The organism is Cryobacterium sp. Hz9 (genome assembly GCF_004402825.1).
Lineage (GTDB): Bacteria > Actinomycetota > Actinomycetes > Actinomycetales > Microbacteriaceae > Cryobacterium > Cryobacterium gelidum.
Map to the genome: position 1 here is coordinate 127,851 of NZ_SOFC01000012.1, position 15,959 is coordinate 143,809.

General features: G+C 64.5%; 15 protein-coding genes. 9 read left to right on the forward strand and 6 right to left on the reverse strand.

The window, feature by feature from the left end; genetic code table 11:
* Window positions 1–38 precede the first annotated feature (38 nt).
* The 4 genes from E3N85_RS06610 to E3N85_RS06625 all read left to right on the forward strand — a co-directional run bounded on the left by E3N85_RS06610 (window position 39) and on the right by E3N85_RS06625 (window position 6,364).
* Window positions 39–1,562 carry a DUF3375 family protein gene (locus E3N85_RS06610; protein ID WP_134461065.1) on the forward strand — a complete coding sequence of 508 codons (1,524 nt, stop codon included), beginning with the start codon at window positions 39–41 and terminating at the stop codon, window positions 1,560–1,562.
* Complete coding sequence (locus E3N85_RS06615) at window positions 1,555–2,250, forward strand: DUF4194 domain-containing protein (RefSeq protein WP_134461067.1); 696 nt, start codon at window positions 1,555–1,557, stop codon at window positions 2,248–2,250. The genes E3N85_RS06610 and E3N85_RS06615 overlap by 8 nt, the downstream gene beginning before the upstream one ends.
* Complete coding sequence (locus tag E3N85_RS06620; protein ID WP_134461070.1) at window positions 2,247–5,645, forward strand: ATP-binding protein; 3,399 nt, start codon at window positions 2,247–2,249, stop codon at window positions 5,643–5,645. Before E3N85_RS06615 ends, E3N85_RS06620 begins: the two co-directional genes overlap by 4 nt.
* 110 nt (window positions 5,646–5,755) lie before the next feature.
* A complete protein-coding gene (locus E3N85_RS06625) occupies window positions 5,756–6,364 on the forward strand; it encodes a hypothetical protein (protein WP_134461073.1) in 609 nt (202 codons plus the stop codon).
* Between the two features lie 9 nt (window positions 6,365–6,373).
* Here E3N85_RS06625 and E3N85_RS06630 read toward each other — a convergent pair whose 3' ends face one another.
* Together E3N85_RS06630 and E3N85_RS16270 are read right to left on the reverse strand one after the other, a co-directional pair.
* The gene (locus E3N85_RS06630) at window positions 6,374–6,826 is read right to left on the reverse strand and encodes a hypothetical protein (protein ID WP_134461076.1); all 453 of its coding nucleotides are present in this window, start codon (window positions 6,824–6,826) and stop codon (window positions 6,374–6,376) included.
* 432 nt (window positions 6,827–7,258) lie between these two features.
* The gene (locus tag E3N85_RS16270; RefSeq protein ID WP_166783882.1) at window positions 7,259–7,423 is read right to left on the reverse strand and encodes a hypothetical protein; all 165 of its coding nucleotides are present in this window, start codon (window positions 7,421–7,423) and stop codon (window positions 7,259–7,261) included.
* 162 nt (window positions 7,424–7,585) lie between these two features.
* On the opposite strand from E3N85_RS16270, the gene E3N85_RS06635 reads away from it, so the two are divergent.
* Window positions 7,586–9,877: an FdhF/YdeP family oxidoreductase gene (locus tag E3N85_RS06635; RefSeq protein WP_134461079.1), complete on the forward strand. Its 2,292-nt coding sequence runs from the start codon at window positions 7,586–7,588 to the stop codon at window positions 9,875–9,877.
* A 9-nt stretch (window positions 9,878–9,886) separates the two neighbouring features.
* On the opposite strand, the gene E3N85_RS06640 is transcribed toward E3N85_RS06635, so the two are convergent.
* Together E3N85_RS06640 and E3N85_RS06645 are read right to left on the reverse strand one after the other, a co-directional pair.
* Complete coding sequence (locus E3N85_RS06640; RefSeq protein ID WP_134461082.1) at window positions 9,887–10,204, reverse strand: DUF6457 domain-containing protein; 318 nt, start codon at window positions 10,202–10,204, stop codon at window positions 9,887–9,889.
* Between the two features lie 98 nt (window positions 10,205–10,302).
* Window positions 10,303–10,791, reverse strand: coding sequence for a DUF427 domain-containing protein (locus E3N85_RS06645; protein ID WP_134461085.1), 489 nt, complete (start codon window positions 10,789–10,791; stop codon window positions 10,303–10,305).
* Between the two features lie 412 nt (window positions 10,792–11,203).
* Here E3N85_RS06645 and E3N85_RS06650 point away from each other — a divergent pair, with 412 nt between their 5' ends.
* Window positions 11,204–12,037, forward strand: coding sequence for an aldo/keto reductase (locus E3N85_RS06650; RefSeq protein ID WP_134461088.1), 834 nt, complete (start codon window positions 11,204–11,206; stop codon window positions 12,035–12,037).
* Window positions 12,038–12,096: 59 nt separating this feature from the next.
* Entirely contained in the window at window positions 12,097–13,119 is a 1,023-nt protein-coding gene (gene ligD, locus E3N85_RS06655) for a non-homologous end-joining DNA ligase (protein WP_134461091.1), read from the forward strand.
* A 35-nt stretch (window positions 13,120–13,154) separates the two neighbouring features.
* Here ligD and E3N85_RS06660 read toward each other — a convergent pair whose 3' ends face one another.
* The gene (locus tag E3N85_RS06660) at window positions 13,155–14,156 is read right to left on the reverse strand and encodes a glutathione S-transferase family protein (protein WP_134461093.1); all 1,002 of its coding nucleotides are present in this window, start codon (window positions 14,154–14,156) and stop codon (window positions 13,155–13,157) included.
* Window positions 14,157–14,204: 48 nt separating this feature from the next.
* Window positions 14,205–14,519, reverse strand: coding sequence for a hypothetical protein (locus tag E3N85_RS06665; RefSeq protein WP_134461096.1), 315 nt, complete (start codon window positions 14,517–14,519; stop codon window positions 14,205–14,207).
* Between the two features lie 171 nt (window positions 14,520–14,690).
* Here E3N85_RS06665 and E3N85_RS06670 point away from each other — a divergent pair, with 171 nt between their 5' ends.
* On the forward strand, window positions 14,691–15,107 hold the full coding sequence (locus E3N85_RS06670) for a VOC family protein (RefSeq protein WP_134461099.1): 417 nt from the start codon (window positions 14,691–14,693) through the stop codon (window positions 15,105–15,107).
* 48 nt (window positions 15,108–15,155) lie between these two features.
* Entirely contained in the window at window positions 15,156–15,959 is an 804-nt protein-coding gene (locus E3N85_RS06675) for a DUF1206 domain-containing protein (protein WP_134461176.1), read from the forward strand.

Consider the following 15,959-nt stretch of genomic DNA (forward strand, 5'->3'; position numbering starts at 1 on the left):
AGTCGGTTAAAGTGGAGAGCTGGAGAGGGAACCAGCTCATGAGTGACATTGCAGGCGAATTGGCGCGGGTGCGCGAGGCGTTCGACAAACCCACCCTGCGCCTGCTCGACCGCAAATGGGCGCCGTTCGTACTCGCGGTATTCAAGAGCTCGTTCAGCAGGGACCGCCGCAGCGTTCCCTGCGAGTTGCTGCATACCCAGGTGGATGCCTACCTCGCCGACCTCCGCAGTACCGGCATCGACGCCCCCGAGAAAACCGGTCGGGCCCTCTGCGTGCAGTGGATGAACGATCTGTGGCTGTACCGGGAGATCCGCGGGGCCGCCGACGGAAACGGTGACGGCAACGAGGAGCACTACTCGCTCACCAGCCACACCCTGGAAGCCCTGCTGCTCGTGGACGGTCTCGCCAGCACGAGGGCGCTGATCAGCGAATCCCGACTCAGCACGATCGTCGATACCGTGCGCCACCGGGCCACCGAAGCCAACCCCGATCGCGACGAACGGGTGCGGCGCCTCGACCAGCAGATCGAGGAACTGACGAGCGAGCGTGACCGTCTCGTCAACGGCGGCGACATCGAATCCGCCTCGAACGAGCAGATGCACGAGAGCTATGCAAACCTCATCGACCTCATCGCACAGCTGCCGAGCGACTTCAAACGGGTCGAAGAATCGGTCGCGGCCATGCACCGACAGATCGTCAGCGACTTTCGCGGCGAGGAACGCCCGATCAGCGAGGTACTCGACGACTACCTGGCCAAAACGGATACGCTCATGTCGTCGACCGCGGAGGGTCGCGCCTTCGAGGGCGCATTCACCCTGCTGCGCAACGACGCTCTCATGCAGGGGCTGAAGGCTGACCTGGAGACGATTCTGCTGCATCCGTTCGCCCTCGAACTGAGTCTTCATGAACGGCGCAGCTTCATGAGCACGGTGACCGTGCTGCGCAAGGGCATCGATGATGTACTCACCCAGCGCAAGGGCCTCACCACCACACTGCGGGAGCACATCGTCAACCACGACGTCGTGAAAGATCGTGAGTTGGAGCTCGTGCTGCGGGGCGTCAATCGCGAACTCGCGACCTGGATGCAGACCGCAGGGCCGCGCTCCACGGTCACCGCGGAGCTCATGCCCGGCACCCTCGAGGTGGAACACCTGCGCGAGCGTTTCTACGACCCGATGGCCCACAAGGGTCCGCCCGCGCTGGCTGACGTGTCCGCCGCTGCACCCGCGGCGCCGAGCCTCGGCGACCTGCGCCAGCAGGGCGGGCCGCTGCTCGGCGAGCTGCGCGATGCCCTCGTGGCGGCTTTCGGGGCGGGGAAGGCGGCATCCGTCGGTAGCGCCTTCAACGGTTTCGACGCGAGTCTGCGCCGGCCGGTGGAGATTCTCGGCCTGCTGCAACTCGCTGCCCAGCTGACGGCGCCGACCGGCCCGGCGGGCCTGGAGAGCTTTGAAACGGTGCGACCGGATGGCTCGGTGCGGCTCTTCGACGTGCCGCGCCGCATTCTGACCGACGACGACAGGGCGGCTCTGGCCGCCCAGAATTTGGGTTCACGGCATGACTGACGACCTGACCGACAACATGACCGACGATCGCCCCGCTGATGACAGCGCTATCGACAGCGACCCGGTGAGCCTCTCCCTGTTCGAGGGCGACGAGGGCGGACTCAGCGCGGAACAGCGCCGCACCCTCGTGCTGCTGCTGAAGCACCGCTACATCTCGGCAGCCCTGCAGCCGGCTGAATGGCAGACCCTGCTCCGGTCGAAGGGCCTGATCAAGTCGCGCCTCAACGACGTCTTTCTCGACCTGCACGTTGACCTGCACTACGAGGTGGCCTTCAAACGGCAGGCCGTCGCCGAGGGCGGCGAACGGTTTCCCACGCTGTTGCACGACGTCGCGTGCACCCGCGAAGAGACCATTCTGCTCGTGCTGCTGCGCCAACGCTTTCGCAGCGAACGGGCCAACGGCCAGGAGATCGTGCTCGTCGATCGAGACAATCTGGTCGAGAACGTCGCGCACTTTCGCCCGGAACACGCGACCGACCTCTCCGGCGACGCCCGCAAGGCGTCGGCCGCGGTCGACAGTCTCGCCAAGGCGCGGGTGCTCCTTAAAACGAGCGACCCCGACCGTTTTCGTATCTCGGCGGTGATCGAGGTGCTGTTGTCGGTCGAACGCCTCGGCGAACTGCTCGACTGGCTGCGCCAGGAAAACAGTGAACCGCTCGCCGCCTCGCACCTGGAGTCCCTCGTATGAATGATTCTCCGCTGTTTTACATCGACGGCGCCACCGCGGGCACCACCCAATGGCGGGCCGAATCGATGCAACTGGTGAACTGGGGCGGTTTTCACGGCCACCATGAGATCGTCTTCAGTGCGGCGGCCACGCTCGTCTCCGGAGCGTCCGGCACCGGCAAGAGCAGCCTGCTCGACGCCTATCTGGCGCTGATGATGCCCTCCGACACCCCGTTCAACGGCGCGTCGAACGATGCCGGTTCCGGCCGCGCGCGCAGCGTCGACCAGCGCAACCTCATGACCTACCTCCGCGGCAAGACCGACGCCAACCGTGAGGCCGACACCGGGGAACTGACCGACCAGGTTCTGCGCGGTGCGCACGAGGCGACCTGGGGCGCCGTCGCCATGACCTTCATCGACGACAACCAGCGCCGGTTCACCGTGTTGCGGGTCTACTTCGTGCCGCGTGGCGCCCACAAATTCGCCGACGTCAGCATGAAAATGGCCACGACAGACGGATGCCTCGACCTGCGCGATCTCGCCTCCGTCGCCGACAGCCGGTTCGACAAGCGTGCCCTCAAGGCGCGGTTTGAGGGCCTCGAGGTGTTCGACACGTACGCGGCGTTCGCCCAAACGCTCTACACCCGCCTCGGCATCGGCGCCAACGGTGAGGGCGGTAAGGCCCTGCGACTGCTCGCCCGTATCCAGGCCGGCCAGCAGGTGAAAACGGTCGACGGACTCTACAAGTCGATGGTGCTTGAAGAGCCCGCGACCTTCGCCGCCGCTGACAAGGCGGTCGACCACTTCGAAGACCTCGAACGCTCCTACGGCGCCATGGTCACCGAGGCGCAGAAGGCCCAGGTGCTCGAACGCCTGCCTGAGCTGCACAAGTCTTTCGTGGCCGCGACCGCCACCGCTGACCTGGTCGACACCTTCGGGGCGCAGCGGCCGGGGGACACCCCGTTCGTGCTCTGGCAGCTGCTCACCGAACAGACCCTGCTCGAGAACGCCGCCGACACCAACCGGGCCGCACGCCGCGCCAACCAGACCGCGCAGGCGCAGGCCCGCGACGGGGAAACCGCGCTCAAGACCCGAATCGTGCAGTTGCAACAGCAGCAGCGCGACAACGGCGGGGACGTGCTCGAACGGCTGCAGACCGAACTCGAGCACCTTAGCGACCGGCACGAGGCCGCGGCTCGTGAGCGTGCCGGTTTCGACGATCGGGCACAGGGCCTCGCTTCATCGATCGATTCGGCCACCGCGTTTGCGGCCGCCCAGCGGCAGGCTGACGCGTTCATCAGTGGATTCGCCGCCGCCGAGACGGCACTGGAGGCGACCCGCTCGGCGCTGCAGCGCGCGGCCTACCCGGTGGAAGAGGGTATCCGCTCGCTCAAACAGGAACGTGCGTTTCTGACCGGGCGGGAGAGTCTGGTGCCGTTCGCCCTGCACAACGCCCGGCTCATGATCGCCGAGGCCTCGGGCATTCCGGCCGAGGAATTGCCGTTCGTCGCCGAACTGATCGACCTTGCCGCCGGTGAAGAGCAGTGGCGGCAGGCCGCCGAGGTGACCCTGTCGTCGGTCGTGCGAGTTCTGCTCGTTGACGACACCCGGCTTGCGCACCTGAGCGCGGCGATCGATCCGTTGCAGCTGCCTCTGCGTATCCACTTTGAGGGTGTGACGCTGCAGCCGCACCAAACCGTCGCCGGTGACTCCCGCTATGTGTCGGGCAAGCTCGACGTGAAGGACTCGCCGTTCAGCGCCTGGGTGCAGGCGCGTCTTCGGGGATCGAATCTCGACGCACTGTGCGTGGCAAGCCCGTCCGAGTTGGGGGGCCCGTCCGAATCGGGGGGCGCAGGCGCACGGGTGACCCCGAGCGGCCAGACCCGCAACGGTTCCCGCGGCGCCCACGGCACGAACACGGGCCAGAAATCGATCATCGGGTTTTCCAGCCGGGCCCGGCTCGACGACATTGCGGCGGAGCTGGCCGCGCAGGGGCCGGAGGCGGACGCGGCCTGGGGTCGGGCATCCGCTGTTGCAGAGCAACTCTCTCAGCTGCGCGACCAACGGGCCGCTCACCAGCACATTCTTGATACCGACTGGCCTGCCATCGACGTCGCGGCCGCCGCAGCCCACATTCTCGAGAAGAAGTCCGAACAAGAACGGATGCTGGCCGGCAGCGATATTCTGCGCGCCCTGAACGATGAAGAGGGCCGGCTCACCCGCGAACTCGACGCTGCCCAGAAGCTCAAGCACGGCACCGACCAGACCGGGGCAGTGCTCAATGAGGAACAGAGCAGCATCGTCGACGCGCAGGACACGGTCAACGACCGACTCGACCAGATCGAACGGACTGCGGCACTGAGTCTGTCAGCCGAGCATTCCGCACATCTCAGCGAGCAGTTCGCGCTGGTCACCGACCGGAACGATCTCGTCGGCTTTCCCGGAGGCCTGAAGCGCCTGCGCGAGAGGCTGATCGCCCAATCGGCGCAAGATCGGGGCCTCGCCGCCCGCGATCGCGCGACCATGATCGGAATCTTCGAAAGCTACCAGGGCCGCTGGCCCGACCCCAACATCGGCGTGGCGCTCGAATCGGTCACGAGCTACACCGACATCCTCGATGCCATCCGCACCCTCGGCCTCTCCGAGCGGCGCCAGGAATGGAAACGTCGACTGTCGGCGTGGAGCGGGCAGGACCTCGTGCCCCTCACCGGCGCGTTCAACACGGCGATCGAAGAGATCGAAGATCGCCTGCGACCGATCAACGAGATCCTCGCGACCCTGCCCTTCGGCGCGACCCGCGACCGCCTCCAGATTTCGCTGCGCCGCCTGCACCGCGATGACGCGACCGCGTTTCGCAAGGAGCTCAAGATGCTCTCCTCGGGGTCGACGGAACAGTTCACCGACGACGAAACCGCGGACCGCTTCACCCGGCTGCAGCAGTTTATGGGCCTCATTCGCCGGCCTGACGGTCTGAACGGCTTGAATGGCTCGCAGCGCGACCTGCTGCTCGACGTGCGAGCGCACGTGGAGATCACCGCCGTACGCGTGACCCAGGACGGCGTCGAAGTCAGCACGTACTCGTCACTCGGCGGTAAAAGCGGTGGCGAGTCGCAGGAGCTCGTGGCCTTCGTGGTCGGCGCCGCCCTGCGCTTTCAGCTCGGCGATGAAAGCCGAACCCGGCCGCGCTTTGCCCCGGTGTTCCTCGACGAGGGCTTCGTGAAATCCGACGCCGAATTCGCCGGCCGAGCCATCGCCGCGTGGAAGGGACTCGGCTTTCAGCTCATGGTGGGTGCACCGCTCGACAAGGTCACCGCGCTCGAGCCGCATATGCAGCTCGTACTGTCGATCACCAAGAACACCGCCACCGGTTACTCCTACATCACGCCGTTGGCGTCGCCGGAGGCGGTTGTGGCCTAAGCGCAACGGCTTGGGCGTAGCATGTCTGCATGTCGGTCCGAAGATCTTCTGACTGACTTGGACCGCACTCACCCACCAGCACCGAGGACTGGAGCAGAATCTTGACCAGAATGCGGCGACTCCATCGCAATCCCAGCTTTCGCAACCCCACTTTTCTGTCTACCTGGCTGCTCTGGCTGGTCGGATTTCTCGCGTTCCCAATCGCGGGTCTCGCCGGCACGGCGGTCGGTGGGCGCGTCAGCAACCCCGTCTCCGCCCTCATCGGTGGCGCGGTCTGTGGGGTCGTTATCGGCGTCGGTCAGGTGCTGGTCAGCCGGCGTCGTCTCAATCCGTTGAACTGGATTCCGCTGACCGGGATTGGCCTGGGTTTGGGGCTACTTCTGGGCTCGACGGTGGTCAACTATCGCACGACGCTGCCGGAGCTGGCTCTCATGGGAGCGATCACCGGGATCGTGCTCGGGGCGGCGCAGGCCGTGGGGTTACCGCCGCGCACACGGCGACGCTGGCTGTGGGCCCTCGGCATGGCCACGCTGTGGGCGCTCGGCTGGACCGTGACGACGCTGGCCGGGGTCAACGTCGAGGCGCAGTTCATGAATTTCGGCGCCATCGGAGCGGTAACCGTCACGGCGCTGTCCGGACTCCTCCTGCATGCTCTGCTGCCGTTTCATCCCTCGTCGGGCATGTGGTTGCGCTCACGCCCGATTACTACTGCGCCCTAGGCTCGCACCCTATTCACGGCGCCGGCTCCCGCGCCAGGCCCGCCAGGCACCGGTAGCCCACAGCGCCCAGAGCACGAGCAGGGGCTGAAAGGCGAGGCGGATGCCCCGCGACAGATCCGAGTTCAGCCCAAACGAGTCGGTCGCCGTGGCGAATTGCGAGATGTTGCCAGGAAATATCGCGACGAAGAATGCGGCAACAACCCAGCCGACCTGAACCCGCCAGCGGTGCAGTGCGAGCAGTGCGATTCCGAGGGTGATCTCGGCGATTCCGGAGAGCACGACAACCAGGTCCGTGTTCAGGGGAACCCAGGCTGGAACCTGCGCCTGAAATGCCTCCCGATTGAACGTGAGATGGCTTATTCCCGCCAGCAACAGAAAAGCCCCGAGGGCCAGCTGCCCGAGTAGTCGCGGCAGCGAACGACCTGAGTGGGCGGCCGCCTCTGCGGGTTGTGGAGGAGTCATTTCATCGAGTGTAATTGCCGGTCACCAGCAACGGGCCCACAGCGCCTCAATTGGTGTGCAACGTCACGCGGGAATGAATTCGCACGTCCACGCGTCCCGCTGCCGCCAGGTCGACCGTGCCCCCTGGCCCCCGCGATCTTTCTGGTGCCGCCGCTAGGCGGTGTTGACGGCCCGCGGCATGCACCGCGCTGACACTCGGCTTCATGGCAGCGTGAGGTGCATCGGTTTGGTTCCGGTAAAGAGACTCGTGGAGCCGTTCGAACAGCCCCGCAGTCGATGCAGGCGGTGACGCAGGCCTCGCAGTCGATGCAGGCGGTGAGATCGAGGGCCGCTTCGGCGGTTTGGTGACTGACCTAATGAGCGTCGGTACCCGCTACCGTGTCGACGTCGATCGAGACGCACGGATCTCACCTTCCAGAAGCCGGCCCGCGGTTATCGGCCGAGCAGGCGAGCGAAGAAGCCGCCGGTGGATTTCTCTTTCGCATGGCCCTCGCAGCGCTGGTTTCGCGGCACGCCCTTCATGACCTGGTCGACGTGCTGGCCGCACCCGGCCCAGGTGGTCTTCTGACAGGTCTTGCAGGTGACAGCCCTGCACATGGTGAGTGCCTTTCGTTGGGAAGTATCTCCACATTATACCCGTGGGGGTATAAAAACTTTTACGGTACCAACGGATGCTCCTGCCCGCGTCGGTGTATCGTCGCCAGCGACGAGTGCGTGGCCGACTAGTCGCGTGCAGGAACCCCAGGAGAGCGGTGCAGCATGAGCAGTAAACCCCCGATCCACGACGTCACCGACGCCGACATCGAAGTCACGCATTCCAAGGGGTGGGCCGCCGGCGTCCCCGGGGTACTGCACTCCCTTCAGCCTGCGATCACCCAGATGGGCACCGTGCGGGGAATGCGGGCGCTGCTGGCGATGAACCAGAAAGACGGATTCGACTGCATGAGCTGCGCCTGGCCCGACCCGGGCGAGCGAAAGACCTTTGAATTTTGTGAAAATGGTGCCAAGGCCGTCACCTGGGAGGCCACCCCGGTCACCATCCCGACCAGTTTCTGGGCCGAGCATTCCTTGCCCGACCTGCGAGAGAAGAGCGAATACTGGCTCGGCATGCAGGGCCGGCTGGTCGAACCCGTCTACAAGCCAGCCGGCAGCGACCACTACCGCCCGGTCAGCTGGCCCGAGGCCATTCGGGTGATCGCCGCCAAGCTCAAAGGTCTTGACTCGCCCGATCAAGCCGCCTTCTACACGAGTGGCCGCGCCTCCAACGAGGCCGCATTCGCCTACCAGCTGTTCGCGCGCGCTTACGGCACCAACAACCTGCCGGACTGCTCCAATATGTGCCATGAATCCACCGGCTGGGCCATGGGCCTGACCGTCGGCATTGGCAAGAGCACGGTCAGCTACGACGACTTTGCGAAATCCGACCTGATCATCATCATCGGCCAAAACCCCGGTACCAACCATCCGCGCATGCTCACCGCGCTCGAAGAAGCCAAAGATGCCGGCGCCCAGATCGTCGCGATCAACCCGCTGCCCGAGGCCGGTCTGCGCCGCTACAAGAACCCGCAGCGGGTGCGCGGAGTGATCGGCCACGGCACCGACATGGCAGACCAGTTTCTGCAGATTCGCCTCGGCGGCGACATGGCGCTGCTGCAGGCCGTCTCGAAGCGAGTGCTCGACGCCGAGGCCGCTGCCCCAGGAACCGTCCTCGATCAGGCTTTTCTTGACGAACACTGCCACGGGCTGACCGAGCTGCGCCAGCATCTCTCCCAACTCGACGAGCGGATGGTGTTGGCCGCGACCGGCTTGCGCGCGGCCCAAATCGACGAATTGGCGCAACGCTACCTGAGCGCTGATCGGGTGATCGTTACCTGGGCGATGGGAGTGACGCAACAGAAAAAAGGCATCGACACCGTGAAGGAAATCATCAACCTGCTCTTGCTGCGCGGCAACATCGGCAAGCCCGGTGCCGGCGCCTCACCGATTCGCGGCCACAGCAACGTGCAGGGTGACCGCACCATGGGCATCTGGGAGCAGATGCCGCCGGCTTTTCTTAACGCCCTGCAAGCCGAGTTCGGTTTCGACCCGCCACGCAAGCACGGCGTTGATGCCGTCGGCGGAGTGCGTGCGATGCGCGACGGAAGAGTGAAGGTGTGGATGGGGCTTGGCGGCAACTTCGTCTCTGCCATGTCCGATACCGACATTGCCGAAGCCGCCATGCAACGCACCGAAATGAGCGTGCAAATCTCTACCAAATTGAACCGTTCGCACGCCGTGACCGGCGAGGAGGCACTGATACTACCGACCCTGGGGCGCACCGAAATCGACGAGCAGGCCGGTGGGGTGCAGTTTGTCTCCGTGGAGGACACAGTCTGCGCTGTGCACCCATCATGGGGAAAGCTCAAACCGGTCGCACCAAACCTGCTCTCGGAGGTCGCGATCATTTCGCGACTGGCCAGCGCTGTGCTCGCCGACTCGGTCGCGGTTGACTGGGCCGGATTCGAGGCCGACTACGACCGTATCCGTGACCACGTCGCCCACGTGGTCGAGGGGTTTGAAAACTATAACGAACGCATCCGGCAGGAGGGCGGATTCATGTTGCCGAACGGCCCGCGGGACTCGCGCACCTTCAACACTCCGATCGGCAAGGCCATGCTGACCACGAACACCCTGGAGTATCTTGAAGTACCGCCCGGGCGCCTGGTGCTGCAGACGCTGCGCAGTCACGACCAGTTCAACACCACCATCTACGGCCTCGATGACCGCTATCGCGGTATCAAGAAGGGTCGCCATGTGGTCTTCATCAACAAGAACGATCTGATCACTCTCGGTTTCGCCGATGGCGACCTGGTCGACGTGCACAGCGAGTTCAGTGACAACGTCGACCGGGTGTTGCGCGGCTATCGTCTGGTTGCGTACCCGACACCACGCGGTTGCGCCGCCGCCTACTATCCAGAGGCAAACGTGCTCGTGCCGCTCGATAGTGTCGCCGACGGCAGCAACACACCGGTGTCGAAGGCAGTCATCATTCGACTGGAACGTGCTGCTTGAGTCTTTACGCTACTGAGCGGTGTTCACCCAGCCGGTTGTGTCGGGGTGTTCATCATCGGGCTGCTGGCAGACGGCGATGACCACATCCACAGCCCGGGCAACGGCAGTGTGTGAGGTCATCGCCGGGTCGGCTGCGGCGAGACCGGCGGCATAGCCGACCATGAACGTCGTGATCGGGGCGGCCATCGGATTCACCGCCTGAGCGGCTTCATTGGCGACGGTGAGCACGAGGTCATTGTCTACCTCGAGGTCCACGATCTGCAGTGCTTGGCTGAGCCGGCGGATCCACTGCTTGAGAATCTCTTCGTCTACGGCGCTGTGCGTCACAGCAACTCCTTCAGTTTCGAGTACGTCGGATGCCTGGCTGATTCGAGGCTATCCCAAGCTCAGAAATTCCGTGCGACGAAATAGTGTCGAATCGTGGGCTACCAGCCCAGGGTCCCCGCCGCACCCTTGAATGGCCCGACGATCTTCGCGGTTATCCAGCCGCCGTAAAAGTCGCCGTCTTGTGCACGCACCGTTTCACCGTCGACCGTGCACCGGTCCATCGCCCCCGGATAGACAGCGACGCGGTCGGCTAACAGTTCGTAACCCGAACTCGGTGTGGGATAGAACCAGGCGGACCGGGCCCGGGGGCCGACCGAGAGATATCCGGCAGCGCCCTTGAATTCGCAGTAACTGTGGCCAGCAGCCGGTTGAAGCACGCCTGGCGTGAAGGCACTCCGCGGCAGGTAGTACACCGGTGGGTGGCTGGTCTCGAGCACCCGCACGACATCCTTCGTGTCAGCGATGGTTACACCGTCGACTTCAATGGTGATGTGTTCCCCGGTGTGTTCGACGCGGGGCGGGCGTGGATAGTCCCAGACGGATTCCTGGCCGGGGCGGATGGGGTCGCGTTGCACTCGCTCAATCATGACCCGATGCTAGATCGGCAACCTGCGAAGAACGCTCGCGTGCGGCGAGCCCGCCCAGAAACCCCCGGGCAGACAGTGCGAGCAGGCGCGGAGACCTGCGGTTGCTGCGCACGAGCAGGATCAGGCTCAGGTCGGTGCCGCGCTCGCGCACACGGCGAGGGACGAAACGCTCGCCGCAGCGTCATCGATGTGTGCGGGCTGAGCACGTACCTCGGTCATTGTGCCCACGGAATATCTTTCTGGGGTGAGTGGTTCTCTCTACACGTGCACGCAGTTAGGCAGGTGGACCTGACAGCCCGACCTCCCCGGCCAGTCTTTACTAGGGGCGGAAACATCCGTAGCACGGTCACTGTCTAAAGCTGGATCTATTCACGTATAGTCGCACTCACATTTCGAACGAGGAGATATACCCATGACCGCAGTCCCCACCGTCACCCTCAACGACAGCACGACGATTCCGCAGCTCGGATTCGGCACCTTTCAGGTCACCCCGGAGACGACGAAGGCGGCGACCCTTGCTGCCCTTGAGGCCGGCTACCGACACATTGACACGGCCGAGATGTACGGCAATGAAAAAGAGGTCGGTGAAGCCGTAGCCGAGTCTTCGCTGGACCGGTCCGAAATTTACGTCACGAGCAAGCTCAACAACGGTTTCCATGACCGTGCCGACGCTCTGGCCGCTTTCGACCGCACTCTTGATGCCCTCGGCTTCGAGTACCTCGACCTCTTTCTCATCCACTGGCCGCTCCCGGCTGTTGGAGACTTCGTCGAGACCTGGAAGGCGATGGAGGAAATGCAGCGCTCCGGCCGGGTGAAAACCATTGGCGTGAGCAACTTCCAGCAAGAGCACCTGCAGCGTTTGTTTGATGAGACCGACACAGTGCCGGCCGTCAACCAGATCGAGGTGCACCCGTACCTCACGCAGGATTCGCTGCGTGCATTCAACACCGAGCACGGCATTGCAACCGAGGCCTGGTCGCCGCTCGCGCAGGGGGCAGTTCTTTCCGACCCGGTGATCCTGGCAATCGCCGACCGCCTCGATAAGACCGCCGCTCAGGTCACCCTGCGCTGGCACTTGCAGCGGGGCGACATCGTCTTCCCGAAGTCGGTTACCCGCAGCCGAGTCGACGAAAACTTCGCCCTGTTCGACTTCGTCCTCACCGACGCGGATATTGCGGCGATCACTGCGCTGAACCGCGACGAGCGCACTGGCCCGAACCCCGACGAGTTCAACTACATCCCGTAGCCTCTGTTCAGCGACAGCTGGAAACTGGCGCTGCCAAAAAATTTGGCTACAGTGTGCGCATGAGCTCTGATGCGGTGGTTCTAACGGTTGCTGGCCCGTGTGGCCCGCGCGATGTGCGCCTGTCCAGCCCGAGCCGGGTGCTCTGGCCCGATCCCGGAATCACCAAACTCGACCTCGCCCACTACCTCATGGAAGTGGGCGAGGCGTTTGTGCGGGCCAACGGTGATCGTCCTCTATCGCTGCAACGCTTTAGCAGCGGTATCGGCGGTGAGCAGTTCTTCTCGAAGAACCCGCCGAAGGGCGCGCCCGACTATGTACGGGCCGTTTCCGTGGTCTACCCGAGTGGGCGCACGCATCCGCAGCTCGTGATCGACGAACCGGCCGCCGCGGTATGGGCCGTGCAGATGAACACGATCGTGTTCCACCCGTGGCCGTCTCGGGCCTCACTCTCGGACAATCCCGACGAACTGCGCATAGACCTCGATCCGCAGCCCGGCACAGACTTCGCCGACACCGTGCCGGTCGCCGTCTGTCTGCAGAGTGTGCTGGCCGAGGCCGGTCTCACCGCATTCGTGAAGACCTCCGGAAATCGTGGGCTGCACGTCTTCGCGCCGATCAAGCCGACCCGCGAATTTCTCGACGTGCGACACGCGGTCATCGCCGCGGCGCGCGAGCTGGAACGACGGATGCCCACCCAGGTGACCTTAAACTGGTGGAAGGAAGAGCGCGGAGAGCGCATCTTCATCGACTACAACCAGGCCAATCGCGACCGAACTATGGCCGGCGCCTACAGCCCCAGGCCACTGCCGCACGCGCCGGTCTCCTGTCCGCTGGAGTGGAGCGAGCTCGCCGACGCCGACCCGCAGGCCTTCACGATCCTCACCGTGCCGGACCGGCTACGAGATCGCGGTGACCCGTGGGCGGCGATGCACGCACAGCCCGGCACGATCGACACTCTGTATTCCTGGTGGGAACGCGATCTCGAATCCGGGCTTGGTGAGTTGCCGTTTCCGCCGGATTTTCCCAAGATGCCGGGGGAACCACCACGCGTGCAACCCAGCCGCGCCCGCCGACCGGAATAGCCGGGGCGCGACCGCACGACGCAGTCGGCGCAGGATCAGCCCGCGATCCGCTCGGCGGGAACCGGGGCGTTCGGTGGGGTGCCGGCGCCGAACGGGCGGCCTCCGAGATCTGCGCGAGAATGTGGTGCCAGCCACGCGGCAGCATCCGGCCCCTTCGGCACAATGCCACTGGGATTGATATCGACATGGGTCACGTAGTAGTGCTTCTTGATCTGGTCAAAATCGATGGTGTCACCAAAACCGGACGTCTGGAACAGGTCGCGGGCATAGGCCCACAGCACTGGCATCTCGCTGAGCTTGTTGCGATTGCACTTGAAATGCCCGTGATAGACCGCGTCGAAACGAGCGAGGGTGGTGAACAAGCGGATGTCCGCCTCGGTAATCGTGTCGCCTACGAGATATCGCTGCCCGGCCAGGCGCTCTTCGAGCCAGTCGAGCCGGGCGAACAGGGCGTCGTAGGCCCGCTCGTAGGATTTCTGGTTGCCGGCAAAGCCGCACTTGTAGACGCCGTTGTTCACGTCGTGAAAGATCAGGTTGGCTACCTCGTCGATCTCGGCCCGCAGGCCTTGCGGGTAGAGATCGGGGGCGCCGACACGGTGGTACGCCGCCCACTCTGTCTCGAAATCGAGAGTGATCTGCGGGTAATTGTTGGTGACGACCTTTCCCGTGGGCACATCAACGATCGCCGGCACGGTGATACCACGCGGGTAGTCGGGAAAACGGGCAAGGAACGCCTGTTGCAGGCGTTCGATGCCGAGCACCGGGTCGACCCCGCCCGGGTCAAGGTCGAAGGTCCAGCTGTTCTTGTCGTGGGTGGGGCCGGGCAGGCCGAGCGAGATGACACCCTCGAGGCCGAGCAGGCGGCGCACAATCGTAGTGCGGTTCGCCCACGGGCAGGCGCGGGCCGCGACCAACCGGTAGCGGCCAGGTTCGACCGGCCAGCCGTCTCGGGCATCGCGGGTGATGCGGTCCTCGATGTAGTTGGTGTCGCGGTTGAAGTCTTGGCCAGGCTGAATGTAACTGGGGTTCAGGCTCATACGTCTACGCTACGCGACTCGAGGCTGACCGGTGCGGCAGATTCGAACCTACACCTCGCCGCCGAGTGCGACGGTGAGCTCGGCATCGCTGCGCGCATCGATGATGCCCCACATCATGTGGGTGGGACCGCTGCCGTCGCTCGGCTCGACCCGTGGTCGGCTGGCCCAGCCGCGCGCGACGGCTGCGGCACCAAGTTGCGCAAGCGAGGCGCTGACAAGCATCTTGCGAATCTTGCCAGCCAGCACGCTGCCATCGGGTGCTTGACGCCAGCCGCGCTTGTGGGCGAGTACCCGACCGATTTCTTCGTCGGTCAGCCAGCGCGAAAAGCTGCGGGTGGGCGGGTCGATGGCGATCAGCTTCATGCCCACACTGTACCCGCCCGCACCGCATTGCCGTCCGCCCGGGGCTGTTGCACGGCCGCGCCCCCGGCTCAGGGCTCGTGGTGCTCACGGCTCGTGTGGATGACTGATTCAGGCAATAATCACAGAACCACCGTCGACATGGAGTCACCAGACCAGAGAGGAGAATCAACCATGAGCAGTCGTCTCAACCCGTACCTCGGATTTCGCGACAACGCCCGCGAGGCGATGGACTTCTACCAGAGCGTGTTCGGGGGCGACATCGCCCGCACCACCTATGGGGAGTACAACGCGAGCGAAGATCCGGCCGAGAAGGACAAAATCATGCACTCGGAGCTGACGACCACGAGCGGATTCTCCCTGATGGCCTCCGACACCCCCAAGGGTATGGAACTCCCGACGAGCAGCAGCATCACCGTCTCCCTCAGCGGCGAGGACGAGGCCGAACTCACCGGGTACTGGGAGAAGCTGGTCGACGGCGGCTCCGTCATGATGCCGCTCAATAAGGCACCCTGGGGCGACAGCTTCGGCATGGTGACGGATAAGTTTGGTACAGGCTGGATGGTCAATATCAGTGGGACGCCCAGCTGAAGAAAATTCTGAGCGCGACGGTGTGTGTCCATCTATGCTGAGGCCGTGATGAAAGCATCGGCGACACACATCGCTCGCGACGCGCACAACAGTTCCATACTGCAACTGCTGGCGCGGATGGGGTTCGCCGTCAACGGGCTGCTGCACATCCTGATCGGATTCATCGCAATCACCGTAGCGTTCGGTGCGGGCGCCGGCTCCGCCGACCAGAGCGGGGCACTGGCGCAGCTGGCATCGAGCCCGGGCGGAGTGTTTGTGCTCTGGACCGTTGTCGTTGGAATGTCCGCCCTCGGGCTGTGGTTGGTCGTCTCGGTATTCGTCATGCAGGGCGACCCCAAACGCAAATGGTCTCGGCGGTTAGCGAATATCGCCAAGGCCATCGTCTACTTTGCCCTCGGCGCCACCGCGCTCACCTTCGCCAGGGGCGGCTCGGCGAGTTCGGCCAGCAGCACCCAGAGCGCCAGCTCGTCGCTGCTGGCATCGCCCGGCGGCGCCATCGTTCTGTTTCTGGCCGGAATAGCTGTGCTCGGGGTCGCCGGCTACTTCATCTACAAGGGTGCAGCGCAGAAATTCCGGTCCGACCTGACCGTTCCGAGCGGAACGGCCGGCCGCACGGTCGTCGCCCTGGGTGTCGTCGGTTACATCGCCAAGGGCGTTGCGCTCGGCGTGGTGGCGATCCTTGTCGGCGTCGCAGCTCTGACTCGCGATGCTAGTAAGTCCACCGGGCTCGACGGGGCGCTCAAGGCACTCGCCGCCCTCCCGTACGGAACGATCGCCCTGATCCTCATCGGCTTCGGCCTGCTCGCTTATGGTGTCTACTGTTTTGTTCGGGCCCGGCGCGCCCGCTTGTAG

Excerpts from the sequence above, each read along its gene's own strand:
- E3N85_RS06620 (WP_134461070.1), top strand. The coding sequence starts at position 2,247 with ATGAATGATTCTCCGCTGTTTTACATCGACGGCGCCACCGCGGGCACC.
- E3N85_RS06665 (WP_134461096.1), bottom strand. The coding sequence starts at position 14,519 with ATGAAGCTGATCGCCATCGACCCGCCCACCCGCAGCTTTTCGCGCTGG.
- E3N85_RS06615 (WP_134461067.1), top strand. The coding sequence starts at position 1,555 with ATGACTGACGACCTGACCGACAACATGACCGACGATCGCCCCGCTGAT.
- E3N85_RS06630 (WP_134461076.1), bottom strand. The coding sequence starts at position 6,826 with ATGACTCCTCCACAACCCGCAGAGGCGGCCGCCCACTCAGGTCGTTCG.
- ligD (WP_134461091.1), top strand. The coding sequence starts at position 12,097 with ATGAGCTCTGATGCGGTGGTTCTAACGGTTGCTGGCCCGTGTGGCCCG.
- E3N85_RS06635 (WP_134461079.1), top strand. The coding sequence starts at position 7,586 with ATGAGCAGTAAACCCCCGATCCACGACGTCACCGACGCCGACATCGAA.
- E3N85_RS06660 (WP_134461093.1), bottom strand. The coding sequence starts at position 14,156 with ATGAGCCTGAACCCCAGTTACATTCAGCCTGGCCAAGACTTCAACCGC.
- E3N85_RS06645 (WP_134461085.1), bottom strand. The coding sequence starts at position 10,791 with ATGATTGAGCGAGTGCAACGCGACCCCATCCGCCCCGGCCAGGAATCC.
- E3N85_RS16270 (WP_166783882.1), bottom strand. The coding sequence starts at position 7,423 with ATGTGCAGGGCTGTCACCTGCAAGACCTGTCAGAAGACCACCTGGGCC.
- E3N85_RS06625 (WP_134461073.1), top strand. The coding sequence starts at position 5,756 with ATGCGGCGACTCCATCGCAATCCCAGCTTTCGCAACCCCACTTTTCTG.
- E3N85_RS06610 (WP_134461065.1), top strand. The coding sequence starts at position 39 with ATGAGTGACATTGCAGGCGAATTGGCGCGGGTGCGCGAGGCGTTCGAC.
- E3N85_RS06650 (WP_134461088.1), top strand. The coding sequence starts at position 11,204 with ATGACCGCAGTCCCCACCGTCACCCTCAACGACAGCACGACGATTCCG.
- E3N85_RS06675 (WP_134461176.1), top strand. The coding sequence starts at position 15,156 with ATGAAAGCATCGGCGACACACATCGCTCGCGACGCGCACAACAGTTCC.
- E3N85_RS06670 (WP_134461099.1), top strand. The coding sequence starts at position 14,691 with ATGAGCAGTCGTCTCAACCCGTACCTCGGATTTCGCGACAACGCCCGC.